The 24,968-nt window shown below is 73.5% G+C and carries 25 protein-coding genes; 5 read left to right on the plus strand and 20 right to left on the minus strand.

Annotated elements, in window-relative coordinates; genetic code table 11:
- Positions 1-98: 98 nt before the first annotated feature.
- Both IF651_RS02720 and IF651_RS02725 read left to right on the plus strand, forming a co-directional pair.
- A complete protein-coding gene (locus IF651_RS02720; protein ID WP_191827608.1) occupies positions 99-752 on the plus strand; it encodes a potassium channel family protein in 654 nt (217 codons plus the stop codon).
- A complete protein-coding gene (locus tag IF651_RS02725; protein ID WP_191827498.1) occupies positions 752-1,516 on the plus strand; it encodes a potassium channel family protein in 765 nt (254 codons plus the stop codon). Before IF651_RS02720 ends, IF651_RS02725 begins: the two co-directional genes overlap by 1 nt.
- Here IF651_RS02725 and IF651_RS02730 read toward each other — a convergent pair.
- From IF651_RS02730 to dut, 4 genes are all read right to left on the minus strand, one after another.
- The gene (locus IF651_RS02730) at positions 1,513-2,415 is read right to left on the minus strand and encodes a DUF3159 domain-containing protein (RefSeq protein ID WP_191827499.1); all 903 of its coding nucleotides are present in this window, start codon (positions 2,413-2,415) and stop codon (positions 1,513-1,515) included. The two genes, IF651_RS02725 and IF651_RS02730, sit on opposite strands and share 4 nt — an antisense overlap.
- A gap of 55 nt (positions 2,416-2,470) precedes the next feature.
- On the minus strand, positions 2,471-2,845 hold the full coding sequence (locus IF651_RS02735; protein ID WP_191827500.1) for an OB-fold nucleic acid binding domain-containing protein: 375 nt from the start codon (positions 2,843-2,845) through the stop codon (positions 2,471-2,473).
- Positions 2,845-3,627 carry a DUF3710 domain-containing protein gene (locus tag IF651_RS02740; RefSeq protein ID WP_191827501.1) on the minus strand — a complete coding sequence of 261 codons (783 nt, stop codon included), beginning with the start codon at positions 3,625-3,627 and terminating at the stop codon, positions 2,845-2,847. Before IF651_RS02740 ends, IF651_RS02735 begins: the two co-directional genes overlap by 1 nt.
- A 128-nt stretch (positions 3,628-3,755) precedes the next feature.
- On the minus strand, positions 3,756-4,235 hold the full coding sequence (gene dut, locus IF651_RS02745; RefSeq protein ID WP_191827502.1) for a dUTP diphosphatase: 480 nt from the start codon (positions 4,233-4,235) through the stop codon (positions 3,756-3,758).
- 78 nt (positions 4,236-4,313) lie between these two features.
- On the opposite strand from dut, the gene IF651_RS02750 reads away from it, so the two are divergent.
- Entirely contained in the window at positions 4,314-4,841 is a 528-nt protein-coding gene (locus IF651_RS02750) for a DUF3093 domain-containing protein (protein ID WP_191827503.1), read from the plus strand.
- Between the two features lie 92 nt (positions 4,842-4,933).
- On the opposite strand, the gene IF651_RS02755 is transcribed toward IF651_RS02750, so the two are convergent.
- From IF651_RS02755 to IF651_RS02765, 3 genes are all read right to left on the minus strand, one after another.
- Positions 4,934-5,233 (minus strand): DUF4193 domain-containing protein, encoded by a 300-nt coding sequence (locus IF651_RS02755; RefSeq protein ID WP_021483601.1) that lies wholly within the window; start codon positions 5,231-5,233, stop codon positions 4,934-4,936.
- A 383-nt stretch (positions 5,234-5,616) separates the two neighbouring features.
- Positions 5,617-6,417, minus strand: coding sequence for an inositol monophosphatase family protein (locus IF651_RS02760; RefSeq protein ID WP_191827609.1), 801 nt, complete (start codon positions 6,415-6,417; stop codon positions 5,617-5,619).
- 48 nt (positions 6,418-6,465) lie between these two features.
- The gene (locus IF651_RS02765) at positions 6,466-7,128 is read right to left on the minus strand and encodes a trimeric intracellular cation channel family protein (protein WP_191827504.1); all 663 of its coding nucleotides are present in this window, start codon (positions 7,126-7,128) and stop codon (positions 6,466-6,468) included.
- Positions 7,129-7,260: 132 nt separating this feature from the next.
- Between IF651_RS02765 and sepH the strand changes: the two genes are divergently transcribed.
- Positions 7,261-8,430: a septation protein SepH gene (gene sepH / locus IF651_RS02770; RefSeq protein ID WP_191827505.1), complete on the plus strand. Its 1,170-nt coding sequence runs from the start codon at positions 7,261-7,263 to the stop codon at positions 8,428-8,430.
- A 33-nt stretch (positions 8,431-8,463) separates the two neighbouring features.
- Here the strand turns inward: sepH and IF651_RS02775 are convergent, their stop codons facing one another.
- From IF651_RS02775 to IF651_RS02790, 4 genes are all read right to left on the minus strand, one after another.
- Positions 8,464-9,102, minus strand: a complete 639-nt coding sequence (locus IF651_RS02775; RefSeq protein ID WP_191827506.1) for a thymidine kinase — start codon at positions 9,100-9,102, stop codon at positions 8,464-8,466.
- A 64-nt stretch (positions 9,103-9,166) separates the two neighbouring features.
- Positions 9,167-10,330 (minus strand): alkaline phosphatase family protein, encoded by a 1,164-nt coding sequence (locus IF651_RS02780; RefSeq protein WP_338403721.1) that lies wholly within the window; start codon positions 10,328-10,330, stop codon positions 9,167-9,169.
- On the minus strand, positions 10,327-10,920 hold the full coding sequence (locus IF651_RS02785) for a DUF5998 family protein (RefSeq protein ID WP_191827507.1): 594 nt from the start codon (positions 10,918-10,920) through the stop codon (positions 10,327-10,329). The genes IF651_RS02780 and IF651_RS02785 overlap by 4 nt, the downstream gene beginning before the upstream one ends.
- A gap of 79 nt (positions 10,921-10,999) precedes the next feature.
- The gene (locus tag IF651_RS02790; protein ID WP_191827508.1) at positions 11,000-13,765 is read right to left on the minus strand and encodes a GNAT family N-acetyltransferase; all 2,766 of its coding nucleotides are present in this window, start codon (positions 13,763-13,765) and stop codon (positions 11,000-11,002) included.
- A 188-nt stretch (positions 13,766-13,953) separates the two neighbouring features.
- Between IF651_RS02790 and IF651_RS02795 the strand changes: the two genes are divergently transcribed.
- Positions 13,954-16,407: a DNA gyrase/topoisomerase IV subunit A gene (locus tag IF651_RS02795; RefSeq protein WP_191827509.1), complete on the plus strand. Its 2,454-nt coding sequence runs from the start codon at positions 13,954-13,956 to the stop codon at positions 16,405-16,407.
- Positions 16,408-16,490: 83 nt separating this feature from the next.
- Here the strand turns inward: IF651_RS02795 and IF651_RS18125 are convergent, their stop codons facing one another.
- The 9 genes from IF651_RS18125 to IF651_RS02840 form a co-directional block, all read right to left on the minus strand.
- On the minus strand, positions 16,491-17,840 hold the full coding sequence (locus tag IF651_RS18125; RefSeq protein ID WP_191827510.1) for a helix-turn-helix domain-containing protein: 1,350 nt from the start codon (positions 17,838-17,840) through the stop codon (positions 16,491-16,493).
- A 164-nt stretch (positions 17,841-18,004) separates the two neighbouring features.
- Entirely contained in the window at positions 18,005-18,355 is a 351-nt protein-coding gene (locus IF651_RS02805; protein ID WP_191827511.1) for a metal-sulfur cluster assembly factor, read from the minus strand.
- Complete coding sequence (sufU, locus tag IF651_RS02810) at positions 18,352-18,876, minus strand: Fe-S cluster assembly sulfur transfer protein SufU (RefSeq protein ID WP_191827512.1); 525 nt, start codon at positions 18,874-18,876, stop codon at positions 18,352-18,354. Before sufU ends, IF651_RS02805 begins: the two co-directional genes overlap by 4 nt.
- Before the next feature lie 14 nt (positions 18,877-18,890).
- Positions 18,891-20,198, minus strand: coding sequence for a cysteine desulfurase (locus IF651_RS02815; protein WP_191827513.1), 1,308 nt, complete (start codon positions 20,196-20,198; stop codon positions 18,891-18,893).
- A 13-nt stretch (positions 20,199-20,211) separates the two neighbouring features.
- Positions 20,212-20,994 carry a Fe-S cluster assembly ATPase SufC gene (gene sufC, locus IF651_RS02820; protein ID WP_191827514.1) on the minus strand — a complete coding sequence of 261 codons (783 nt, stop codon included), beginning with the start codon at positions 20,992-20,994 and terminating at the stop codon, positions 20,212-20,214.
- A gap of 56 nt (positions 20,995-21,050) precedes the next feature.
- A complete protein-coding gene (locus IF651_RS02825) occupies positions 21,051-21,392 on the minus strand; it encodes a Rieske 2Fe-2S domain-containing protein (RefSeq protein WP_191827515.1) in 342 nt (113 codons plus the stop codon).
- A complete protein-coding gene (gene sufD / locus IF651_RS02830) occupies positions 21,389-22,660 on the minus strand; it encodes a Fe-S cluster assembly protein SufD (RefSeq protein ID WP_191827516.1) in 1,272 nt (423 codons plus the stop codon). Before sufD ends, IF651_RS02825 begins: the two co-directional genes overlap by 4 nt.
- 1 nt (position 22,661) lies before the next feature.
- Complete coding sequence (sufB, locus tag IF651_RS02835) at positions 22,662-24,122, minus strand: Fe-S cluster assembly protein SufB (RefSeq protein ID WP_191827517.1); 1,461 nt, start codon at positions 24,120-24,122, stop codon at positions 22,662-22,664.
- Positions 24,123-24,222: 100 nt separating this feature from the next.
- Positions 24,223-24,918 carry a helix-turn-helix transcriptional regulator gene (locus IF651_RS02840; protein WP_191827518.1) on the minus strand — a complete coding sequence of 232 codons (696 nt, stop codon included), beginning with the start codon at positions 24,916-24,918 and terminating at the stop codon, positions 24,223-24,225.
- Positions 24,919-24,968: the final 50 nt, after the last annotated feature.

Below are 24,968 nucleotides of genomic sequence, written 5' to 3' on the forward strand. Positions count from 1 at the left end.
ATGCTATGCCCGAGAGGTACCCGCCCGCCTTCGCTGACCGGCGACACGGCGCCAGCGAGCCGCGAGGCGGTAGCGTTCGTCACGTGCACTTCGTGATCATGGGCTGCGGCCGCGTCGGTGCGACCCTCGCCCAGTCGCTCGAGTCGAGCGGCCACTCGGTCGCCGTCGTCGATCAGAACCCCGACGCCTTCCGACGCCTGCCAGCGGACTTCACCGGCCAGAAGGTCACCGGTGTGGGGTTCGACCGGGACACCCTGGTCCAGGCCGGCATCGAGGACGCGTACGCGTTCGCGGCCGTGTCCGACGGGGACAACTCCAACATCCTCGCCGCGCGCGTCGTGCGCGAGACCTTCGGGATCGACCAGGTCGTCGCCCGGATCTACGATCCCCAGCGCGCGGAGATCTACCAGCGGCTCGGCATCCCGACCGTCGCGACGGTCCGCTGGACGGCGGACCAGGTGCTGCGCCGCATGCTCCCCCTGGGAGCCACCGACGAGTACCGCGACCCCTCGGGTCAGGTACGGCTCGCGCAGCTCGACTACCACCCGACGTGGGTGGGACGCACCGTGCGCGCCATCGAGGAGGCCACGGGAGCGCGCGTGGCGTTCCTCGGACGGTTCGGCGACGGGACCCTCGTCACGGACCGCACCGTCCTGCAGGAGAACGACGTGCTCCACGTCCTGATGACCGATTCCGAGGCGCCGACCGTCGAGCGCGTCCTCACGCACGCAGCGAAGGTGGAGGCCGACTGATGCGCGTCGTCATCGCCGGGGCAGGGTCCGTCGGCAGGTCCATCGCTCGCGAGCTCCTCAGCCACGACCACGAGGTCCTGCTCGTCGACAAGCAACCGGGCGCGATGCGGGTCGCCCAGGTCGCGGAGGCCGACTGGTTGCTCGCGGACGCGTGCGAGCTGTCGTCCCTCGGTGAGGCCCGGGTCGACGAGTGCGACGTCATCGTCGCCGCCACCGGCGACGACAAGGTCAACCTCGTCGTCTCGCTGCTCGCCAAGACGGAGTTCGGCGTCCCGCGCACCGTCGCGCGCGTGAACAACCCGAAGAACGAGTGGATGTTCGACGAGTCCTGGGGCGTCGACGTCGCCGTGTCGACCCCGCGCATCATGACGGCCATGGTCGAGGAGGCCGTCGCCGTGGGCGACCTCGTGCGGATCTTCACGTTCCACCAGTCCGGAGCGGGCATCCTCGAGGTCACCCTGCCCAGGACGTCGCCGCTCGTGGGTCGTCGCGTGGGCGACGTCTCCTGGCCGGAGGACACGGTCCTCGCCGCGATCGTGCGCGGCGTGCTGCCGATCGCGCCGAGCAGCGACGACACGCTCGAGGCCGGCGACGAGCTGCTGCTCGTGGCCGGGAACCAGGCGGACGAGAACGCGCTGGCCCGGCTCCTCGTCGCCGCGGGCGCGACGCCGGTCACGACGAGCGGCGGGACCGGCGGTGAGTCGGTGGACAGACCTGCGGGCGAGGTCGTCGACCCGGCGCCGCAGGAGGAGCCCAGCGCCTAGCCTGCCGCTCCGGGTCCCGCGGCGGGCCGCCGCCCCGTCCGACGGACGAGGGCCCACGTGAGCCACAGCACCAGCGCCCACAGGGGCAGGCCCATCACCAGCCGAGCCGTGCCGAGCCAGCCCACGGACCCCTGGAGGTACAGGGGCACCTGCACGGCGAGGCGCACGGCGAAGAGCCCGACCCACAGCCACGTCGCCAGGGCGTACCGCCGCATGAGGGCACGGTCCGAGCGCCACCGCCGCGACCACCCGGCGAACGCCTCGCGGACCGACAACGGGGCTTCCTCCGCCGCGGCAGTGCGCGCGCCCTCGACGCTCACTCCGTCCACGGCCGTCTCGACGCCCGCGTCCGTGCGCGACCGCTCCTCCCCCGTGCCGAACCCGCTGCGGAACCCCTCGACGACCAGGCCGACGAGCGGCCATCGCACGAGCAACGACACGAGCAGGACCGCGAGGTACGCGGCGTTGGTCCACAGCCCCCACACGAAGAAGTCTGCGGCGTTGCCCGAACGCCAGGCCCACACCACGCCGATGGCCACGCCCAGCAGCCCGGCGACGGCCTGGGTGACAGGCGTGCGCTGGAGGAGGCGCACGACGACGGCGACCAGGGTCACGGCCACGGACGACACCAACGACGGCGTCAGCTCACGCGTCAGGACGAAGACGACGACGAAGACGAGGCCCGGCGCGACGGACTCGAGCATGCCCCGGACGCCGCCGACGGCGTCGGCCACCGAGAACTCGTCACCGAGGAGCGCTCGCACGCCCTGGGCACGTCCGTCCTCGGGAGCAGCGACGGAGTCGACGGTCCGCTCGGCCGCGTCGCCCGGGGCGAGCGGCACCACGGACCGGTCGGGGGCGGCGGCGTGCTCGGGCTCGGGCGGTGTGGATGTCGTCATCGTCGGGTTCCTCGTAGCTCACGGGTGCGCGCTGGGCAGGGACGGCCGGGCGCAGTCACTCACCGGGGCGCGGCAGCAGCTCGTAGCGCGGGTTGAACATCGTCCGCCGCCCGTCGACGTCGCACACGAATCCCTCGACCCGCGCGCGGCGCCCGGGCTCGACCCCGGCGATGCGCCGGCGGCCGAGCCAGACGAGGTCGAGCGCACCGGAGCCGTCGTAGAGCTCGACCTCGACGGTGGGCACACCCTCCCGGGGACGCAGCACGACCGAGCGCAGCACGCCCGAGACCTGGACGCGGCGCCGGTTGGGGAGGTCGGCGACCGCACGACACCCGTGCTGGCGTGACGCCTCGGTCCGCTCCTCGTCCGCGGCGACCTCATCCTGGGAGGCGAGGGCCGCGTGGAGCACCTGACGAATGGTCGAGGGCATCAGTGGATCTCCGTGATCTCGGGACCACGCCGCGTCGGGTCGAACGTGGGTGCCTGCGGCGCGCCGACCGGCGACTCCGGCGCCGTGGGCGCCTTGCCGGGCAGGTGCAGCGTCAGCAGGTCGCGCGGCGGGCGCGGGCTCTGGTCCCGCACCACGACGATGTTGGCGAACACCGACTCGAGCAGCCGCGCCTCCTGCTGGTCCACGGCGGCCTTGCCCGTGAGCACGCCGCGCAGGAACCAGCGGGGGCCGTCGACCCCGACGAAGCGAGCCGGACGCACGCCCTGGCGCCCGTCGGGAGTGGTCGCGGGGATCTTGGCGATGAGCTCGCGGCCGAAGGGACCCGGGACGTCGTCCACGGTCCCGCCCTGCTTCGTCACCGATGCCGCGATCTCCGAGCGGATCTCGTCCCAGATGCCCTCGGTCCGCGGCGCCGCGAACGCCTGGATCTGCAGCCCGGAACCGCCGACCGCCGCAGCCACGCCGGTGATGCGCTGGGTCTTCTTGTCGACCTCCATGCGCAGCTCCATGCCGGGCACGCCCGGGAGCCAGACGGCTCCCAGGTCGACGCGGGGGCCGCGCTCTCCCACCTGCGTGGAGTCGAAGGGCCCGCGGGCCGACGCGCGGTCGCCGTCCGTCGTCGCGTCGGACGTCTCGGTGCCCCCCACGTCCGGAGCAGCGCCGGTGCCCGGGTCCGTGGCGTCGTCGGCCTGGTCGGCGGACCCACCGACCTGGGGCTCGGTCGACTGCGACGTCGACCTCGTACGGCGGAACAGACCCACGGACGTACTCCTCACCACTGCCCGGTCGGACACCGGGACTTTCGTCGGGGCGGAACTCCCCTGGTTCAACACTAGCCCGCATGGACCGGCCTTCGGTCCACGCGGCGCTTCGGCCGTGCGCGAACGGTTCAGGTCGTCGCGGACCACCCGCCGCTCGAGCCGAACCCCCCGGACCCACGGTGCGAGCCCGGCAGCCGCTCGGCCACGAGGAAGCGGGCGCGCTCGACCTTCTGCACGACGAGCTGCGCGATCCGGTCGCCGCGGTGCAGCTCGACCGCCTCGTGCGCGTCGGTGTTCAGCAGCGTCACCTTGATCTCGCCGCGGTACCCCGCGTCGACCGTCCCGGGAGCGTTCACGACGGTCAGCCCGTGCCGCGTCGCGAGCCCCGAACGTGGATGGACGAACGCGGCGTACCCGTCCGGGAGCGCGATCGACACGCCCGTCGGGACGAGTGCCCGTTCGCCCGGTGCGAGGCGCACGTCCACCGTCGTCACCAGGTCGGCACCCGCGTCCCCGGGGTGCGAGTACGCGGGGACGGGGACGTCGTCGAGCAGGGTGATCAGGACGTCGACGTCGGCGTGTTCTGGTTGCTTGTCGTCTGTCGGCACCCGGCGAGCCTAGTTGGGCGCGGGACCGGCCGGCGACCTCCTCCGGGAGGCGCACCGCGGGCCTGCGATGATGAGGACATGGACGACGCCTCGGCCGACGGCAGCGCACCCCCGACCGGACGCCCCACGGGTGCCTCGACCTCCGGCTTCCGCGAACGCGTGCACCCGGGACCCGGACTGTGGGCGGCCGCCGCAGGCTTCGCGGTGATCCTCGCGATCGCGCTGTGGCCCGTCGACGCCGCGGTCGCGGTCGCCGCAGGCGTCCTCGCCCTGGCCGGGGGCGGCGCCGCGCTGGTCGCGACCTCCCCGGTGGTGTCCGTCGAGGACGGGACGTTCCGGGCGGGACGCGCCCACATCCCGGTCGCGCTCCTGGGCACGGTCACGATGCTCGACCCCGAGGCCATGCGCCGGCAGCTGGGGCCGAGCCTGGACGCGCGCGCGTTCGTGTGCCTGCGCGCGTGGGCGCGCACGGGCGTCCACGTCGTGATCGAGGACGAGAAGGACCCCACGCCGTACTGGCTCGTCTCGACCCGGCGGCCGGAGTCCTTGGCACGCGCCCTGGGCGAGGCCGCGAGCCGCGCTGGACTCGTGGGGACCGATTCCTGACGCACGACGGCGACCGCCTCCCTCGTGGGGTGGCGGCCGCCGTCGTGGTCGTGCAGGTACGAGCACGCGAGGGTGCCGGTGCGAGCCTCGGATCAGGCGGCGCACTCCGAGCAGATCTGCTGCCCGTTCTTCTCGTACGCGAGCTGGCTGCGGTGGTGCACGAGGAAGCAGCTGGCGCACGTGAACTCGTCAGCCTGGCGCGGCAGCACCCGGACGGAGAGCTCTTCGCCGGACAGGTCGGCACCCGGCAGCTCGAATCCTTCCGCTGCCTCGGTCTCGTCCTCGTCCACAACGCCCGAGCTCTTGTCCGAACGACGAGCCTGGAGCTCCTGGAGCGAGTCCTCGCTCAGCTCCTCTTCGCTCTTACGGGGGGCGTCGTAGTCTGTTGCCATCTGTGGGGTCACTCTCCGGAAGTTCGTCGGTCGCGACTGATGCACTCCGTCGGCCATCGGCCCACGGCCGGTGGAGCAGGCGTGCACGATGAGGACGCAGGGTCCCGTGACGTCACGTGCCGTGCTCCGAGGTCGTCGTCGCACGTGCACGCAGATCAATGCGCGGCGCACCGGTTTTGTTCCCGGTGGGCCAACGGATTGTGCATCATTTCGCCCGTCCGTGCACGCCGTGACCCGAACCCACGGGCGTGTCCTGGGTCACGCCGGGCTCCACGGCCTCTGACCTGGTCGAACGCCGCCGCCCGGCGTCCGTTGCCCAGGTCGACAGCCCGAGAAGGGCACGGTGCCGTCCGTGCTCGCGCGGACCCCCGTCGGGGGCACGCTCACCCCTGGTCGGCGTCCAGCTCCTCGAGGAGCGCGACGAGCTCCCCGGTCACGCCCCGCGGCCCTGCGACGGTCATCGCCTGGCCGGCCGGACGCCCACGCAGTCCCGTCACCGTGGCTCCGGCCTCCTGGGCGACCAGCGCACCGGCCGCCAGGTCCCACGGGTTCAGACCGCGTTCGTAGTACAGGTCGATCTCCCCGCTCGCGACGAGGCACAGGTCGATCGCGGCCGACCCGAGCCGGCGGATGTCGCGTACGCGCGGGAGCACCTCGACGAGCACCTGGGCCTGCGTGCGACGGCGCTGCGCGTCGTAGCCGAAGCCCGTACCGACGAGGCACTCGTCGAGCCGCGGGGCCTGCTCGACCCGCACCGGCACGCCGTCCACCGTCGACCCCGCCCCGAGACCGGCCGTCCAGGTCCGGTCGTCCACGACGGAGTGCACCGCGCCGGCCACGACGGTCCACCGCGCCGGGTCCACGGGGCCGAGCACCGCGGCCACCGAGACCGCGTACGACGCGACACCGTAGAGGTAGTTCACGGTCCCGTCGATCGGGTCGAGGACCCAGGTGATGCCGGACGTGCCGTCGCTGGCGCCCTCCTCCTCGCCGAGGATCGCGTCGTCGGGCCGCTCCGCCGCGAGCTCCCGCCGCAGGAACGCCTCGCTCTCGCGGTCCATGCGGGTGACGACGTCGACGGCGCTGGACTTCGTCGCCGCCACCTCCACGCGCTCCGGTCGACCTGACCGGATCAGCTCTCCGGCCGTTCGCGCGAGGTGGTCGGCGAGGACGCGCAGGTCCATGACGGTGACGTCGTCGGGCAGTCGGGGGTCGTCGATGAAGTGCACGCCTCATATCCTGCCGGAACCGCGCCCGCCCCGGCGACCCTGCCACGGACCGGGCGCGGACCACCCGAGGCGCAGCGACACGAGCCGGAACCCGAGGACGAGCACGAGCACCCCGGCCTGGGAGGCAGGACCGAGCCAGCCGAGCGACCACAGCACGGCGGTCGCCGACGCGCCCAGGAGCGCCGGGACGGCGTAGAGCTGCTTGTCCTGGAAGATCAAGGGCGCCTCGTTCGTCAGCACGTCCCGCAGGATGCCGCCTCCCACACCCGTCAGGACGCCGACGAACACGGCTGCCAGGCTCCCGACCTCGTACTCGAGGCCCTTCATCGTGCCGGAGAGGACGAACAGCGCGAGGGCGCCCGCGTCGAGCACGATGATCGAACGTCGCAGCCGCTCGAGCCGCGGGTGCCAGAAGAAGGTGACCAGGCCGGCGGCGCCGGCCACCGCCACGAGACGCCAGTCGGAGATGCCCACGGGCGGGATGGCGCCGATGAGGACGTCGCGCGCCATCCCACCGCCCAACCCGGCCACCCAGGCGAGCACGAGGACCCCGACCAGGTCGAACCGTCGACGCACCGCGGCCAGCCCGCCGGACAGCGCAGCGCAGAACACGCCACCGAGCTCGAGCGCCCCACCCGGGACGAGGTCGAGGATCACACCCCGCATCATCCCAGGGTCGACCCACCTTCGCGCCGTTCGGCGGCACACCGGGCGTGGTGCACCACGAGCGCGTGCGATGGTGGCACCCTCGAGACAGCGACGAGCGCCGTCGTCGGGCGCATCGACTCGGGAGGACCCATGGACGAGCTGGAGCTGGTGAGACTGCACGAGGACGGGGAACGTCTCGTCCTCGGCGGACCGGGTGGCACCCAGTACACGGTGACGATCACCGAGGCCCTGCGTGCTGCGGTCCGTCGCGACCGTCCGCACCTGGAGCACCTGCGCGCAGAGGGCGAGAGCCGTCTCGTCCCCCGCGAGATCCAGGCGCGGCTGCGCACCGGTGCCAGCGTCGAGGAGGTCGCGGAGGCGGCCGGGCTGTCGCCCGAGAACGTGCGCCGGTTCGCCGGGCCCGTCGTCGCGGAGCAGGGGTACGTGATCGACCGGGTGCAGGCGTCCGCCGAGGGCTACGAGGACTCCGAGACGCGGCTCGGTGACGTCGTGACGCGCAGGCTCGAGGCACGGGACGTGGACGTCGACGGCGTGACCTGGTCCGCCACCCGGGCTCCCGGTGCCCCGTGGACCGTGACGGTCAGCTTCGAGGCCGGTTCGAGCACACGCTCCGCGCGATGGTCCTACGACCCGTCGACGCGTACCCCGCACGCGCTGGACGACGAGGCGCGCTGGTTGTCGCAGCCCGAGTCGGAACCGGACCGCGTCCCGGGCGCGGCCGCGGTCTTCGACGTCGACGCCGGCCCCCGCGCGTCGCGACCCCCGCAGCCGTCCCAGGACGACGGGACGCACGAGCTGCTCGACGACCTCAGCCAGCGCCGCGGACTGCGACCGCGCACGCCCCCCGCGCCGCCCGCGGGGCAGGAGCCGTTCGAGGGTCTCGGTCCGTCGACCGGCCGCGACGTGCACGACGACGACCGCTCGGGTCGCTCCGACGCCGCGACGCCGGACGGGTCCGGGACCGTCGAGGGCGGCACGGTGGTCCACCTGCCCCGCATGGCCCTGGTGCGGGCCGGCAGCTCCGGCCAGGACGAGGGCACCGACGGTGCGGACGACGACGGCGCGGACGACGGCCCCGATCACGTCGACGCCCCGGCCTCTCCCGCGCGCTCGACGCACCGAACCGCCGAGCCGCCGCACGACGACCCGAGCCTGGCACCGACCTCGGCGGGTGGCGACGCGGACGACCGGCCCGTCCCGGGGCCAGGCCCGCGCGACCGGCGCAAGGGCAAGAACCGCTCGCGTGCGAAGGTGCCGAGCTGGGACGAGATCGTGTTCGGGGCGCGGCCGGAAGGCTGACCCTCCCCGTCTGCGGCAGGTCGGCCCGACGGGTCAGCCCGGCAGGTCGAAGGACAGCCGGTCTGCCGGCGCCAGGGCGCGCGCGACGGCCGTGGTCATGCGTCGCATGTGGTGACGGCGGCACAGCACCTCGTACGCGACCTGGGCGCCGCTGCCGACGTCCCCGACCACGACCTGCTCGCCCTCGACGACCATCCTCCCGTCGAGCGTCCGTGCGTTGTGGGTCGCACGCGCCCCGCACCAGCACAGCGACTGCACCTGGAGGACCTCGACCCGGTCCGCCAGCTCGATCAGTCGCGCCGACCCGGGGAACAGCCGCGTGCGGAAGTCGGCGGTGATCCCGAACGCGAACACGTCGATCTCGGCCTCGTCGACGAGCCGCGCGAGCTGCTCGACCTGGCCCGCCGAGTAGAACTGGGCCTCGTCGCACACGAGATAGTCGACGGGTGCGTCGTCTCCGGTGACGTCGACCCAGAAGTCGGTGGCGTCGGTGACCTCGCGCGCGAGGACCTCGAGGCCGAGCCGCGAGGACAACCGGTCCGTCCCGGCGCGGTCGTCGCGCGAGAAGATCAGGCCGCGCCGACCGCGCGCGGCATGGTTGTGGTCGAGCTGGAGCGCGAGGGTGGACTTGCCGCAGTCCATCGTGCCGGAGAAGAAGACGAGCTCTGCCACGGTTCCTCCGTTCGGTTGGTTCGGGTGCCCGACCGACCTCGGACACGTCGGCGCGGCGCGGGGCTCAGGCCGTGTGCACCAGCAACGGCACGCCCATCTCGGTCGTGGTGAGCGAACCGTGCACGCCCACCAGGTCGAGCGACGCGGGCGTCTGGGTACGGGAGTCCACGACGGTGGCACGCCCCCGCATCGCGACGACCACGTCGCCGGCGGACGCGACGGCGTCGGGCCGCGGGTCGGGACCCAGCAGTCCGCGGGCGACCACGTCGGCGCGCTCGAGCACGAGCGCGTGCTCGCCGAGGACGTCGCGCCAGCGGTCGGCGACGTCCGTCGCGGCCCCCGGCTCGGCGTAGACGTGGACGGCGCGCGGTTCACCACCGACGAGCAGGACCTCGCGATCGAGCGCGGGGTGACCCGCGACGTCCCAGCGCAGTGCGGTGTCCACGTCCACCATCCCGTGGTCGGCTGTGACGAGCAGCAGCGTGCCCGCGGGCAGCGAGCGCGCCAGGCGGGCGAGCTCGCGGTCGAGCGCCTCGAGCTCGTCGCCCCACTGCCACGAACCGCACCCGTGGTGGTGGCCCACGCGGTCGACGTCGCGCCAGTACAGGTAGACGAGGCCCGGACGCCGCAGCGTCCGGACCGCGGTGTCGACCCGGTCCGCGAGCGGCTCCGCGGCGACGAACGTCCCGCCACGCAGGGCGGCGAGCGTCATGCCCGAGCGCGCGAACCGCGCGGGCCCGGTCGACGTGACTCGGACGCCCGCCTCCGCGGCGACCGACAGGAGCGTCGGCTCGCGCTGCAGCTCGTCCGGCGCGACCGCACCCTCCCACGAGACCATGTTCGCCAGGGCGCCCGTGACCGGGTTGCGCTGCGTGTACCCGAGCATGCCGGTGCGTCCCGGGGCGGTCCCCGTGCCGAACGAGCCGATCGCGGCCGCGGTGGTGCTCGGGAACGTCGAGGTGAGCGACCGTGCCTCGGGGAGCAGCGAGCGCAGGAACGGCGCGTGCCCGGCGCGCTCGGCGAGGTTCACGTGCCCGAGCCCGTCGGCCAGGACGACGCACACACGCTCGGCGTGCGGCAGGCCGAGCGCGGCGCGCGTCGTCGTGCTGCTCAGTCCCGTCGCCGTCGTCGTGACGAGGCCGAGCGCGCCCAGCGCCCCGGGCAGCACGGCGGCGAGACCACCCGCACCGTGGTCGGGGGCGAGCATCCCGTCGGGGAGCGCGCTCACCGGCCGGCGGGACGTGCGGTCGCCCGGGAGAGTGCTGTCGCGAACGCCACGGCGGCGCGCACGGCGTCCGCGCCCTCGGCCTCGGCGCTGACCCGCAGGACGAGGTCGTCGGGCGTCATCTGCCCGGTCATGCCGTGGTCGGCCTCGCACGCCGGGTCGGGGCACTGTGCCGGCTCGAGGTCCACCCGCGTGACGGCGCCCCACCCGAGGGCGAGCGTCACCTCGACCGGAGGTGTGCCCGCGGAGTACGACTGCGGCTCGGCGACGACGTGGGTGAGCGAGACGGACCGCACCTCGGACAGCGGGACGGACTCGGTGGTGGCCGCGGCGGCCGCCGACGGGTTCTCGCTGTCCGCCGGGTGGTCGTCCACGTGCGACGTGACCAACCGGGTGGGCGTCAGCGCGAGGACCGTCAGGTGACGGCGGACCTCGGACGCGTCGAACGTCGTCTCGGGGAGCACGAGGTGCGCCTCGATCTCCTCGCCGGCGACGGCGACGGCGAGCACGTCCGCGACGAGCTCGGGGTAGTACCCCGCACGGTGGAGCTGGGCGGTCAGGTCGGTCCAGGCATCGGGGGTTGTCGAGCGCACCCGTACAGTCTCCCACCCCGCCGGACGGGCGGGCCAACGCGCAGCGACCGACACCGCCGGCCCGCCGGCCGGCGTCCCGTCAGCCCGGCAGCGCCCGCCGCAGGGTGTCGGCCCGCTGGGCGTCCGCGAGGCGCACGCGGGCGCTCAGCACCGCGGCCCCGTGCTCGGACACGACGACCGGGTACAGCTCGAGGCTGCGGACCTCGGGCAGGTCGTCGGCGAGCACCGAGACCCGCGCGAGCACGTCCTCGAGTGCGGCCGTGGCCACGACCGGCGTCCCCATGTACCCGAACAGCCGGGGCGCCGCGCGCACGGAGCGGACCATCGCGCCGACGTCGACGTCGGTGAGCGGCGGCACCCCGTAGGCGACGTCCCCGAGCAGGTCGACCGCGTCTCCCGCCAGCCCGAACGAGACGACCGGGCCGAAGAGCTCGTCCTCCGTGGAGCGGATCACGCACGCGACCCCCGCGTCGACCATGGCCTGGACCTCGAGCGGCTCGTCGGCCGAGCCCGGCAGGACCGCGGCGAGCGTGGTCCGCAGCTGCGCGACGCCGGCGCGCAGCTCGTCCTCGTCCGTGACGTCGAGCCGCACCCCGCCCAGGTCAGCACGGTGCCGGAGCGCGGGAGCGGTGCACTTGAGCGCCACCGGCCACCCGACGTCGTGGGCGGCTGCGACTGCCTCGTCGGCCGTCCGCACGCGACGTGCAGGGGCGACGTGCACCCCGTAGCACGCGAGGAGCTCGGCGGTCGCCTCCGGGCCGAGCTCGACCTCGACCGCACCACCCAGCTCGCGCTCGACGACGGCGCGCGCCGCGCGGGGGTCGGTGCCGGTCGGGGCGACCGTCTCCCCGTGGTCGGCGCCGCGCCAGCGGGCGTACTGGACGACGGCGCCGAGGGCAGCCACGGCGTCCTCCGGCGTCGAGCAGGCCGGCACGCAGCGTGCCGGCGCGTCCTCGTCGTGCGGGTCGGGGGCCGCGAGCTCGGCCGTCAGACCGTGCAGCCCGAGCATGCTCGCGACCGTCGTGCGCCCGCTGCGTGCGGACGCCGCGGCCAGCGCCGCCGACACCTGCGGCCGGCGCGGGCGGGCGACCGGCACCTGGACGGCCACGACGGCGTCGCACGCGCCGGGCGCGTACATCGCGTCCACGGCCTCGGCGACACGCGCGTCGTCGGCGTCCTCGGGCACGAAGTCCGTCCGCGCGACCACGAGCCCGGCGGACGCAGCAGCCTCCGCGACCAGGGCGGCCAGGGCGGCCGAGCTCGCGAGGATCCCCACGCGTCGCCCGGCGGGCAGGGGCTGGTGCGCGAGGAGCTGCGCGATGTCGACCAGGTGGTGGGTGTTCTCGGCGCGGATCACGCCCGACTGGCGCAGCATCTCCTCGAGCGTGCGCCGCGGGGCGGTCGTGGACCGCACGGCGTGGCCGGGCGGGACCACGTGCCCGCTGCGTCCGGCGGTGACGACCACCACGGGCTTGACCGAGGCGAGCCGCCGCGCGATCCGCGAGAACTTGCGCGGGTTGCCGATCGACTCGAGGTACAGGCACACCACCTGGGTGGAGGCGTCGTCCTGCCAGTACTGCATCAGGTCGTTGCCGGACACGTCCGCGCGGTGGCCAGCCGACAGGAACGACGACACGCCCAGCCCGCGACGCACGGTCGTCGCGAGCAGCGTGACCGCCATCGGCGCCGACTGGCTGAACAGGCCGACGACGCCGGGCCGCGGCAGCTCGTCGGCGAGCGTCGCAGCCAGGACGGGGCGCTCGGGGTCGGTCCCTCGTGCGACGAGGCCGTAGCTCGCGGGCCCGACGACGCGCAGCCCCGACGTGTGCGCGACGCGCAGGAGCTCGCGGCGCAGCGCGAGGCCCTCGGGGCCGGTCTCGGCATAGCCGGCCGACAGGACGACGACGCCCCGGACGCCGAGGCGGGCGAGGTCGCGGACGGCGGCGATCGCCGCGCGCGGCGCGAGGGCCACGACGGCGAGGTCGACGGGTCCCGGCACGTCCGCGAGGGACGCGTGGACGTGGAGGTCCGCGCCGTCGTCGGGCACGGACGCGGCCGCGGCGACGCCCGTCACGTGGACCGACGTCGCGGAGCGCACGAGCGCACGGAGCGCGCGCTCGGCGAGGACGTCGTCGATCCCCGGGTCCGTCGCGACGGTGCCCGCGTTCCCGGGGCCGACGAGGACGACGCTCGTCGCGCCGAGCAGGCCCCGCATGCTGCGGGCCTCCGCACGGTGCTCGCGGTCGGCCATGACGGCGCGCGACTGCTCGGTCGGGTCGAGGTCGACGCCGACGAGGACGAACCCGTCGTCCATCTGCTGGTGGACGTGATACCCGGCCTCGCGGAAGACACCGAGCATCTTGCCGTTCTGCGGCAGCACCTCGGCCGTGAACCGGCGCACCCCCCGCTCGCGGGCGGCGGCGGCGACGTGCTCGAGGAGCACCGAGCCCAGGCCGCGCCCCTGGGCCGCGTCGGCGATGTTGAAGGCGACCTCCGCCTCGTGCTCGGACGTCCGGTCGAACCGGGCCACCCCGATGATGTCCTGGTCGTCCGTGCCGGCGTCGCCGGCGCCGGGACGCGCCGCCACCGCGACGAGCGCGACCCGGTCGTGGTGGTCGACGCGCGTGAACCGGTCGAGGTCGCGGTCCGAGAGGCGCTCCATCGGGGCGAAGAAGCGCAGGTACGTCGAGCGCTCGGACTGCGCGACGTGGAAGCGCTGCAGCGCCTCGGCGTCCGTCGGGCGGATCGGGCGCAGGTGGGTCGTGCTGCCGTCGCGCAGGACGACGTCCGCCTCCCACTCGACGGGGTACTCCCCCGGGGCCGGGGCACGGACGTCGTCGCTCACGGTCCCAGGCTAGGCGGTGCCGCCCACGGTGCGCCTGCGCCGTCACGCACCCGCTGGGTCGGAGAATGGGAGCGTCGCACGCGTCGGCTACCCTCACGTGCGGTGGCGTCCCCGCGCCGCACCGTCGTCTCGGGCCCCGCTGCACGAGCACCCGACCGCACCCACGACCGGCAGGAGCCCGCACGACCATGGCGCGCAAGCCCTCCACCCCCTCGCTGGACCCGAGCGAGGTGAACGAGACCATCGTCGACGTCGACGTCACGTCGGAGATGGAGACGTCGTTCCTCGAGTACGCGTACTCGGTCATCTACTCGCGCGCCCTGCCGGACGCCCGTGACGGGCTCAAGCCCGTCCAGCGCCGGATCCTGTACATGATGGCGGACATGGGCCTGCGCCCCGACCGCGCGCACGTGAAGTCCGCGCGGGTCGTCGGCGAGGTCATGGGCAAGCTGCACCCGCACGGTGACGGCGCGATCTACGACGCGCTCGTGCGTCTCTCGCAGGACTTCTCGCTGCGCCTGCCGATGGTCGACGGGCACGGGAACTTCGGGACCCTCGACGACGGGCCCGCCGCCTCGCGGTACACGGAGGCGCGGCTCGCCCCGCCCGCGCTCGCCATGACGGCGAACCTCGACGAGGACGTCGTCGACTTCGTGCCGAACTACGACAACAAGCTGCGCCAGCCCGACGTGCTGCCCGCGGCCATCCCGAACCTGCTGGTCAACGGAGCCTCGGGCATCGCCGTCGGCATGGCGACGAACATGGCGCCGCACAACCTCGTCGAGGTCGTCTCCGCCGCCCGCCACCTCGTGGCGCACCCGGACGCCGACCTCGAGGCCATCCAGCGGTTCGTCCCCGGCCCCGACCTCCCGACGGGGGGCAAGATCGTCGGCCTCGACGGCGTGCGCGACGCCTACCGCACGGGCCGCGGCTCGTTCCGGATCCGCGCCACGACGCGCGTCGAGGACGTGACCCCGCGGCGCAAGGGGATCGTCGTCACCGAGCTGCCGTACCTCGTGGGCCCGGAGAAGGTGATCGAGAAGATCGCGGAGGGCGTCAAGGCGAAGAAGATCCAGGGCGTCTCCGCCGCGACCGACCTCACGGACCGCGCGCACGGCCTGCGGATCGTGATCGAGGTCAAGACCGGGTTCAACCCCGAGGCCGTGCTCCAGCAGCTCTACAAGCACACGCCGCTCGAGGACTCGTTCGGCATGAACAACGTCGCGCTGGTGGACGGTCAGCCCCGCACGCTCGGTCTGCTGGACCTGCTGCGGGTATGGGTCGACCACCGCATCGACGTCGTGCGCCGCCGGTCCGAGCACCGGTTGCGCAAGCGGACCGAACGCCTGCACCTCGTCGACGGGCTGCTGGTCGCGATCGTCGACATCGACGAGGTCATCCAGGTCATCCGCTCGTCCGACGACGCGGGCACGGCGCGCACGCGCCTGCAGGACGTGTTCGACCTGTCCCAGCCGCAGGCCGACTACATCCTCGAGCTGCAGCTGCGGCGCCTGACGAAGTTCTCACGCATCGAGCTCGAGAAGGAGCAGGAGCAGCTGCGCCGGGAGATCGAGGAGCTGCAGGAGATCCTGGGCGACGACGCGCGGTTGCGGGCCGTGGTCTCGGGCGAGATGGCCGACGTCGCGACGACGTACGGCACGCCGCGCCGCACGGTGCTCCTGGAGTCGGCCGGCCAGACCGCGACGAGTGCGGCGGTCGTCCCGCTCGAGGTGGCGGACACCCCGTGCTGGGTGCTGTTCTCGGCGACGGGGCTCCTGGCCCGCACGAGCGACGACACCAAGCCGTCACGGTCCGGCTCGTCGCGCGCCGCGCACGACGTCGTCCGCGCCCGCGTGCGCACCACGGCACGCGGCGACGTCGGCCTCGTCACGGACCGGGGACGCATGGTCCGGATCTCGGTGCTCGACCTGCCCGCGCTGCCGCTCACCGACGGTGCGCCGAGCCTGTCGGGCGGCGTGCCGCTGGCCGAGGTGGTCGTGCTCGACCCGGGAGAGCACGCGGTGACGATCGCGTCGCTCGGTGCCGACGGGCCTCCGCTGGCGCTGGGGACGGCGCAGGGCGTCGTCAAGCGCGTGGCCCCCGGCGACGTGCCGAGCAATCGCGACGCGTGGGAGATCGTCGGCCTCAAGGACGGCGACGTCGTCGTCGGCGCGGCACCGGCGACGGACGAGGACGAGGTCGTGTTCGTCAGCACCGACGCGTCGCTCCTGCACTTCGACGCGAGCGCGGTGCGCCCGCAGGGCCGCTCTGCCGGCGGCATGGCAGGCATCCGCCTCGCGGACGGGCAGCGCGTCGCGTTCTTCGGCGTCGTGCGCGCCGACGTGCGCGACCTCGCCGCCGTCGTGACCCTCGCGGGCTCGTCCGGCGCCCTCGCCGGGACCCAGACCGGCGCCGCCAAGGTGACGCCGTACGAGCTCTACCCGGGCAAGGGGCGCGGGACCGGCGGGGTCCGTGCGCACCGGTTCCTCAAGGGCGCGGACACGCTGATCCTCGCGTGGGTCGGGCAGGGCCCACCGCACGCCACCGGTTCGGGCGGCCAGCCCGTCGACCTGCCCGAGGTCGACCAGCGCCGCGACGGCTCAGGCGTCCCGCTCCCCTCCCCGGTCGCAGCGGTCGGCTGAGCCGGCGCGTCGGAAGAAGCTCCGAACGGTTCATGCCGTGCCGCGCAGCGCTCCAGGTCGTCGACCCGGACGATGACGCCTCGTCAGGCGTTCGCGAGCTCGCGGTCGTCGTCCGGCACGGGCTTCTGGTCCTCGTAGCGGCGCACGACGCGGCTGACGGTCGACCGTGACGCCGAGACCCGCTGTGCGATCTCACGCTGGTTCAGGCCCTGGCGGGCGAGCTCGACGATGCGACGGTCGCGTTCGACGGTCGGGTCGTCGCCGGGTGGGGCCGGGTCGACGTCGGTCGCCGCGGCCTGCGCGCCGCTCCGGGGAGGGACGAGGTCGAAGACCTCGACGCGCCGGGTGTGACCTGTCACGGCCGGCGGCTCCACGACCTGCGACGCGCCGGTGGCGTCCGGGGCGGGCTGCTCCCAGGGGAGTGGCCCGGTGCGTCCGAACACGTCCTTCACGCGCGCCTCGAGCTCGGGAAGCGCCTCGAAGGCGGTCTCGGGCGCGTAGGGCTGCTCGTCGTCGACGGCGGGGGCCCCGGCACGGGCCTTGGCGGCCGGGCGTTCCGGCAACGGCGCACCGGATCGCGAGCTCTCGACCGTGCGGACCTCGGCGTCACGCGCCAGCTCCTGCGCGAGCGCCTCCAGGCCGCGTGCCTCGGCGGGCGCGGCGGTCCGGGCGGCGAGGACCGTAGGCTCCTCGGCCGGACCGCGGGCGGTGCCACGCTTGACGGAGCTCGCCCCGATGAGGTCGAGCCGGTTGCCGTGGCGTTCTGCGGCCTCCAGGCGGTCGACCCAGATCTGCATGCGGCGCTCGAAGTCCTCGACCGTCAGCAGCTTGAGGGCAGCGTCGCGGGCGGCGCGCTGACGCTGGTGGGCGGCCCGGACCTTGCGCAGGTCCGCCGACGAGCCCGAGCTGTCGACGCGTGCGTCGCGCCACTGCTCCATGGCGGTGACGTATCCGTGGACCCGCGTCTCGCGGCGACGCTCGTCGAGCGTGTGGCCCGTGACCATGTGCCGCTCCCCCACGAGTGCGAGGTGCCACATGAGCGCGGCGACCAGCGGCGGCACGAACCGGAACACCACCATGTAGGGGGTGCTGTCGGTCGGGACGGCGATCTCGTGGAGCGCCGCGAACACGCCCGACGTGCCCGAGAGCACCCAGGTGAGCGTGAGGAGGATGCCGTACGGGCGGCCCTCGAGCGCGGCGTTGCGCGCCATGAGCGCCACCGCGACGAGGCTGACCTCGAGGAAGCCGGCCAGGCCGTACGCCTCGAGCGGCGACATGTGCGCGACCTCGAGACCGAACAGGACCATGCCGCTGTACGCCAGGGCGGTCGCGATCGTCGCCGCGACGACCACCGCGACCATCGGGAGGTGCCGGCCGCGGTAGCGCACCTGCCGCGGAGATCCGCCCGAGCCGGTCTGGTCCTGCTGTGTCACGTCATCCTCCGAAAAGTGGTGTGGGCGCACATATCCCAACACTCAGGACAGTTCGCGTCAATGCACCGGAAGGATCTGCAAGCCGATCGTGACCAGCGACGGACAGCACGACGCCGCACCCCCCCGGTGGGAGTGCGGCGTCGGTCGACGGGCGGTGGTGACCGTCAGACGTTGAAGCCGAGCGTCCGCAGCTGCTCGCGGCCGTCGTCGGTGATCTTCTCCGGGCCCCACGGCGGCATCCAGACCCAGTTGACGCGGAACCCGTCGACGAGGCCGTCGAGCGCCTGCGCGGACTGGTCCTCGATGACGTCGGTCAGCGGGCAGGCCGCGGACGTGAGCGTCATGTCGATGATCGCGTGGTTGTTCTGGTCGATCTGCACGCCGTAGATCAGGCCGAGGTCGACGACGTTGATGCCGAGCTCGGGGTCGATGACGTCGCGCAGGGCCTCCTCGACGTCGGCGACGGTGGGCGGGCTGGGGGCGACGCCCTCGGGCGCGCCGGTCTCGGTGCTCATCGGTTCTCCTCCGTCGTGGTCGCGGCTCGTGCCGCGGTCGTGTGGTCCAGTGCGCCCGAGGTCACGAGCGAGTCCCGCAGCGCCGCCCAGCCGAGCAGGGCGCACTTGATGCGGGCAGGGTAACGGGAGACCCCCGTGAACGCCGTGGCGTCCCCGAGCTCGTCCTCGGCGGTCTCGTCCAGGCCGGACCCGCGCGAGCCCATGAGGTCGCGGAACACCTCGCCGAGGTGCTCGGCCTCGGGCACCGGGCGCCCGGTGACGAGGTCGGTCAGGACGGACAGCGAGGCCTGCGAGATGCTGCAGCCCTGCCCGTCCCAGCTGACGCGCCCGATCACGGGTGCGCCGTCCTCGCCGGCGCGCTCGAGCTCGACGCGCAGCGTCACCTCGTCCCCGCACGTCGGGTTCACCTGGTGCGACTGGCCGGACGACGCGCCGTCGGGCACGTCGACCAGCCCGCGACCGTGCGGGGTCTTCGCATGGTCGAGGATGACCTGCTGGTACATCTGCTCGATCGAGCTCATCCGGTCACTTCCTCTCAGTCCACCGAGAAGAACGCCCGGACCCCCGCCAGGGCTTCCCGGAACGTCTCGACGTCCTCGCGCGTGGTGTAGACCGAGGCGGACGCGCGCGCCGTGGCCGCGATCCCGAAGCGCCGGTGCAGCGGCTGCGCGCAGTGGTGCCCCACGCGCACGGCGATCCCGGCGTCGTCGAGCACCTGCCCCACGTCGTGCGCGTGCACGCCGTCCACCACGAACGACACGACCGCGAGCCGATCGACGGGCTCAGCCGGCCCGATGATCCGCACCCCCGGGATCTCGCCGATGCGCAGCAGCTCGGCCGCGAGCTCGTGCTCGTGCGCCGCGACGCCCGCCATGCCGAGCTCGTGCAGGTACCTCGCGGCTGCGCCGAACCCGACCACCTGCGCGACGGCCTGCGTGCCCGCCTCGAAGCGCTGCGGGGGCGCCATGTAGGTCGACTCGGCCATCGTGACGACCTCGATCATCGACCCACCCGTCGTCACGGGTGGCAGCGCCTCGAGCAGCTCGCGCCGCCCGTAGAGCGCGCCGACACCGGTCGGGCCGAGCATCTTGTGCGCCGAGAACGCCGCGAAGTCCACGCCGAGCTCGTGCAGGTCGACCGGCAGGTGCGGGACGGACTGGCACGCGTCGAGCACCGTGAGCGCCCCGACCTCGCGCGCCCGGGACACGATCGGCTCGACGGGGGTCACCGCGCCCGTCACGTTCGACACGTGCGTGAACGCGACGACCCGGGTCCGCTCGGTGATGACCGACGCCGCGTCCTCGACACGGATCCGGCCGTCGTCGTCCACCCCGAACCAGCGCAGGACGGCCCCCGTGCGGGCCGCGAGCTCCTGCCACGGCACGATGTTCGCGTGGTGCTCGGCCTCGGTGACGACGATCTCGTCGCCCGGCGCGAGCGCGAAGCGGCGTGCCGCCTCTCCCCCGCGGCCGAGCGTCGCGTTCGAGATCGCGTACGTCACCAGGTTGATCGCGGCCGTCGCGCCGGACGTCCAGACGATCTCACCGGGCCGTGCGGCGACGAAGGCCGCGACGTCGCCGCGAGCGTCCTCGAACGCCTCGGTCGCCTCCTCCGCGAGCTGGTGCGCGCCGCGGTGGACCGCCGCGTTCCGCTCCTCGTAGAAGTCGACCTCGGTGTCCAGGACGACCTGCGGCTTCTGCGAGGTCGCCGCGGAGTCGAGGTAGACGAGCGGACGGCCGCCGCGCACGGTGCGCCCGAGCAGCGGGAAGTCGGCTCGCACCGCAGCGAGCTCCCCTGCGCTCAGGCGGTCCGGCTGTGCGCCGGTGCGCGCGACGGTCGTCATCGTCGGGACCGGATCAGGCCGACGCCGCGCTGGCGGACTCGACCGCGCCGGGCAGGAAGCGGTCGTAGCCCTCGCTCTCGAGGCGGTCGGCCAGCTCGGGCCCACCCTCCTCGGCGACCTTGCCGTCGACGAACACGTGGACGAAGTCCGGCGTGATGTACCGCAGGATGCGCGTGTAGTGCGTGATGAGCAGGATCCCCGCGTCGGTGCTCTCGTGGACGCGGTTGACGCCCTCGGACACGATGCGCAGCGCGTCGACGTCGAGGCCGGAGTCGGTCTCGTCGAGCACGGCGAACTTCGGCCGCAGGAGCTCCATCTGCAGGATCTCGTGACGCTTCTTCTCGCCGCCGGAGAAGCCCTCGTTCACCGAGCGCGCCGCGAACGAGTCGTCCATGCGCAGGCCCTGCATCGCGGACTTGACGTCCTTGACCCAGTGGCGCAGCGGGGGTGCCTCGCCGTCGATCGCGGTCTTGGCGGTGCGCAGGAAGTTCGACACGCTCACGCCGGGGACCTCGACCGGGTACTGCATCGCGAGGAACACGCCGGCACGGGCGCGCTCGTCGACGGTCATCGCGAGGACGTCCTGGCCGTCGAACGTGATGCTCCCGCCCGTCACCTGGTACTTCGGGTGGCCGGCGATCGAATAGGCGAGCGTGGACTTGCCCGAGCCGTTCGGGCCCATGATGGCGTGGACCTCGCCGCTGTTGATCGTCAGGTCGACGCCGCGCAGGATCGGCTTCGGCCCTTCCTTGGTCTCGACGCTGACGTGCAGGTCGCGGATCTCGAGAGTGGACATTCGTGGTTCTCCAGGTCTTCTGGTCTGTTCAGAGGAGTGGCGCGGGCCCGCGCCGGTCAGGAGCCGATCGGCGAGTCGACGTCGACGAGCACGCGCTCGCCGTCGACCGTGATCGGGTAGACGGGGACGGGACGGATCGCGGGCAGCGCGGTCGGCTCGCCGGTGCGCAGGTCGAACTGCGACCCGTGCAGCCAGCACTCGACGTAGCAGCCCTCCACCTCGCCGTCGGACAGGGACACGGCCCCGTGCGAGCAGACGTCCGAGATGGCGTGCCACCGGCCGTCTGCGTCGCGCACGACGGCGACCTCCACGGTCGCCCCGTCCGCCGCGGAGAGGTCGACGCGCAGCGCCTCCTCCGGCGCGAGGTCGGCGGTGGAGCAGGCGTGCTGTGCGCTCACGCGACGCCCTCGGCGTCCGTCGCCCCGCCGCCCTCGATCGCGGACATCGACTTGTTGAGCTCGCGCTCGATCGCCTCGAGCAGACGCTCCTCCACGGACTCGACGCCGATGTCGGCGATGAGCTCCGCGAAGAATCCCCGCACCACGAGGCGGCGGGCCTCGATCTCGGGGATGCCACGCGCCTGGAGGTAGAAGAGCTGCTCGTCGTCGAACCGGCCGGTCGCGGACGCGTGCCCCGCGCCCTCGATCTCGCCGGTCTCGATCTCGAGGTTCGGCACGGAGTCCGCGCGCGCGCCGTCGGTCAGGACCAGGTTGCGGTTGAGCTCGTACGTGTCCGTGCCCTCGGCCTCGGCCTGGATGAGCACGTCGCCCACCCACACCGTGTGCGCGCCCTCGCCCTGCAGCGCACCCTTGTACGTCACGCGCGACTTGCAGCGCGGGACCGCGTGGTCGACGAACAGCCGGTGCTCCTGGTGCTGGTTCGCGTCGGCGAAGTACAGCCCGACCATCTCGACCTCGCCGCCCTCGGCGGTGAACTCCGCGTCCGGGGTGATGCGCACGACGTCGCCGCCGAGCGTCACCACGACGTGCTTGAGCCGCGCGTCCCGGCCGATCCGGGCCCTGTGCGAGGACGTGTGCACCGCGCCGTCGGCCCAGTCCTGCACGGACACGACGGTCAGGTGCGCGCCGTCCTCGACGACGATCTCCACGGTCTCGGTGAGCGTCGCGGAGCCCAGGTGGTCCAGCACGACCACGGCCTCGGAGTGCCGCTCGGCCCGTACCAGGACGTGGCTCGCCGTGGGCGTGTCGCCCGAGCCCTCGACGCGGACCGACGTGACGTCGGACGCGACGGCCTCCCGGGGCACCGTGACGACGGTGGCCTGCTCGAACCCGTTCCACGCGGTGACCGCGGTGCGGTCGCCGGGCTTGCCGGCGGTGCCGAGGCGCTCGTCGTCGCGGCCGACGATCTCGACCGAGACCTCCGGCGCCTCGACGACCGTGACGCGCACGTCGCCGCCGCCCGACTGGCCGACCAGCCTGTCCTCGAACAGCGGCGCGATGCGCGCCACGGGCGAGAACCGCCACTCTTCCTCGCGCCCGGTGGGCACGGGGATGTCGGCGAGGTCGAACGAGGTGAGCCGCTCGGCGCGCGAGCCCTGGGGCACGACGCCGTGGGAGTGCGCGCCGTCGGCCTGCGCCCGCGAGTGGTCGGTGGTCAGGCCACCGGCCGGTGCACCGGTCTCTTCGGGTGTGGTTGTCGTGGTCATATCAGCCGACGGACCCTTCCATCTGCAGCTCGATGAGGCGGTTGAGCTCGAGCGCGTACTCCATGGGCAGCTCGCGCGCGATGGGCTCGACGAACCCGCGCACGATCATCGCCATGGCCTCGGTCTCGGCCATGCCTCGGGACATGAGGTAGAACAGCTGGTCCTCGCTCACCCGCGAGACCGTCGCCTCGTGACCCATGGACACGTCGTCCTCGCGGACGTCGACGTACGGGTAGGTGTCGGACCGGGAGATCTGGTCGACGAGCAGCGCGTCGCACAGCACGGTCGACGCCGAGTGCGCGGCGCCCTCGAGGACCTGGACCAGCCCGCGGTAGGACGTGCGGCCACCGGCTCGCGCCACGGACTTCGACACGATGGACGACGACGTGTGCGGCGCGGCGTGGACCATCTTGGCGCCCGCGTCCTGGTGCTGGCCCTCGCCGGCGAACGCGATCGAGAGCGTCTCGCCGCGAGCGTGCTCACCGAGCAGGTAGATCGCCGGGTACTTCATCGTGACCTTGGAGCCGATGTTGCCGTCGACCCACTCCATCGTCGCGCCCTCGGCCGCGGTCGCCCGCTTGGTCACGAGGTTGTACACGTTGTTCGACCAGTTCTGGATGGTCGTGTAGCGCACGCGCGCGTTCTTCTTGACGATGATCTCGACGACGGCCGAGTGCAGCGAGTCGCTCGAGTAGATCGGGGCGGTGCAGCCCTCGACGTAGTGCACGTAGGAGCCCTCGTCCGCGATGATCAGCGTCCGTTCGAACTGACCCATGTTCTCCGTGTTGATGCGGAAGTAGGCCTGCAGCGGGATCTCGACGTGCACGCCCGGCGGCACGTAGACGAACGACCCGCCCGACCACACGGCCGAGTTGAGCGCCGCGAACTTGTTGTCGCCGGCCGGGATGACGGTGCCGAAGTACTCCTGGAACAGCTCGGGGTGCTCGCGCAGGGCCGTGTCGGTGTCCATGAAGATGACGCCCTGCTCCTCCAGGTCCTCGCGGATCTGGTGGTAGACGACCTCGGACTCGTACTGCGCGGCGACACCGGCGACGAGCCGCTGCTTCTCCGCCTCGGGGATGCCCAGCCGGTCGTACGTCGCGCGGATGTCCTCGGGCAGGTCCTCCCAGCTCGTGGCCTGCTTCTCCGTCGACCGCACGAAGTACTTGATGTTGTCGAAGTGGATGCCCGTGAGGTCCGAGCCCCAGTTGGGCATGGGCTTCTTGCCGAAGAGCCGCAGCGCCTTCAGGCGCGCCTTGCGCATCCACTCGGGCTCGTTCTTGAGGTCCGAGATGTTGCGCACGACGGCCTCGCTCAGGCCGCGCTGCGCGATCGCGCCGGCGTCGTCCTTGTCGTGCCAGCCGTACTCGTAGGCACCGATCGAGGCGATGATCTCCTCGTCGCTGCGCTTGTCGTCGGCGGGCTGGGCCACACCGGCGGCGTCCTGGGTGGGAGCGCTCATGTCATTCCTTCCACTGTCCGCGGGGCGGAGGGGGACGGTCGGGTTCGGATCAGGGTCTGGGTGCGAGCGGGGCTGGCCCCGGCGCGGGATGGGCGGCCGGTCAGGGCTCGCCCGCCGACGGTGCTCCCCGCGAGCGCGCCTCGCTCGCGGGGACGATGGCGACGGGCACGTTCGTGGTGCACGCGTGCGCACCGCCGGCCAGCGTCGAGAGCCGCTGCACGTGGGAGCCGAGCAGCCGCGAGAAGACCTCGGCCTCGGCCTCGCACAGCTGCGGGAACTCGGCCGCGACGTGCTGGACGGGGCAGTGCCCCTGGCACAGCTGCACGGTCGCCGTACCGAGGACGGGGCGCACGCTCGCGGCGTAGCCGTCGTCGGCGAGCGCCGCCGCGAGCTGCCGGGCACGGCCCTCGACGTCGGCGGCGTCCACGCGGGCCGCGTAGCGGTCCGCGACGTCGGCGAGACGGTCGCGCGCGAACGTCTCCACGGCGGCCTCGCCGCCGACGTCTCGCAGGTACCGCAGAGCCTGCGTGGCGAGGTCGGCGTACGTGCCGGTGAGCTCGCCCTGACCGGCCGTCGTCGCGACGTACCGCCGGGCCGGGCGGCCGCGCAGGCCCGTCGTGTGCCCGGCATCGTGCACCGCGACCATCTCGTCGCCCTCGAGGCACGCGAGGTGGCGGCGCACCGCCGCCGGCGTGAGGCCGAGCGTGGCGGCGAGGTCGGCGGCGCTGACCGGTCCCGCACCCGCGACGAGCTCGAGCACGCGCTGGCGCGTCCGTCGATCGACGTCCTCGGACATGCTCACCTCCGCTCGGTTCGCGGGCACCGGCCACCGGCACAGTGCACCCA

It is taken from the genome of Cellulosimicrobium arenosum, from assembly GCF_014837295.1.
GTDB lineage: Bacteria > Actinomycetota > Actinomycetes > Actinomycetales > Cellulomonadaceae > Cellulosimicrobium > Cellulosimicrobium arenosum.

What these genes read in the sequence shown, in the direction of transcription:
- IF651_RS02720 (WP_191827608.1), top strand. Translation starts at nt 99, where the DNA reads ATGGGCTGCGGCCGCGTCGGTGCGACCCTCGCCCAGTCGCTCGAGTCG.
- IF651_RS02725 (WP_191827498.1), top strand. Translation starts at nt 752, where the DNA reads ATGCGCGTCGTCATCGCCGGGGCAGGGTCCGTCGGCAGGTCCATCGCT.
- IF651_RS02730 (WP_191827499.1), bottom strand. Translation starts at nt 2,415, where the DNA reads ATGACGACATCCACACCGCCCGAGCCCGAGCACGCCGCCGCCCCCGAC.
- IF651_RS02735 (WP_191827500.1), bottom strand. Translation starts at nt 2,845, where the DNA reads ATGCCCTCGACCATTCGTCAGGTGCTCCACGCGGCCCTCGCCTCCCAG.
- IF651_RS02750 (WP_191827503.1), top strand. Translation starts at nt 4,314, where the DNA reads ATGGACGACGCCTCGGCCGACGGCAGCGCACCCCCGACCGGACGCCCC.
- IF651_RS02755 (WP_021483601.1), bottom strand. Translation starts at nt 5,233, where the DNA reads ATGGCAACAGACTACGACGCCCCCCGTAAGAGCGAAGAGGAGCTGAGC.
- IF651_RS02760 (WP_191827609.1), bottom strand. Translation starts at nt 6,417, where the DNA reads ATGGACCTGCGCGTCCTCGCCGACCACCTCGCGCGAACGGCCGGAGAG.
- IF651_RS02765 (WP_191827504.1), bottom strand. Translation starts at nt 7,128, where the DNA reads ATGCGGGGTGTGATCCTCGACCTCGTCCCGGGTGGGGCGCTCGAGCTC.
- sepH (WP_191827505.1), top strand. Translation starts at nt 7,261, where the DNA reads ATGGACGAGCTGGAGCTGGTGAGACTGCACGAGGACGGGGAACGTCTC.
- IF651_RS02795 (WP_191827509.1), top strand. Translation starts at nt 13,954, where the DNA reads ATGGCGCGCAAGCCCTCCACCCCCTCGCTGGACCCGAGCGAGGTGAAC.
- IF651_RS02805 (WP_191827511.1), bottom strand. Translation starts at nt 18,355, where the DNA reads ATGAGCACCGAGACCGGCGCGCCCGAGGGCGTCGCCCCCAGCCCGCCC.
- sufU (WP_191827512.1), bottom strand. Translation starts at nt 18,876, where the DNA reads ATGAGCTCGATCGAGCAGATGTACCAGCAGGTCATCCTCGACCATGCG.
- IF651_RS02815 (WP_191827513.1), bottom strand. Translation starts at nt 20,198, where the DNA reads ATGACGACCGTCGCGCGCACCGGCGCACAGCCGGACCGCCTGAGCGCA.
- sufC (WP_191827514.1), bottom strand. Translation starts at nt 20,994, where the DNA reads ATGTCCACTCTCGAGATCCGCGACCTGCACGTCAGCGTCGAGACCAAG.
- sufD (WP_191827516.1), bottom strand. Translation starts at nt 22,660, where the DNA reads ATGACCACGACAACCACACCCGAAGAGACCGGTGCACCGGCCGGTGGC.
- sufB (WP_191827517.1), bottom strand. Translation starts at nt 24,122, where the DNA reads ATGAGCGCTCCCACCCAGGACGCCGCCGGTGTGGCCCAGCCCGCCGAC.
- IF651_RS02840 (WP_191827518.1), bottom strand. Translation starts at nt 24,918, where the DNA reads ATGTCCGAGGACGTCGATCGACGGACGCGCCAGCGCGTGCTCGAGCTC.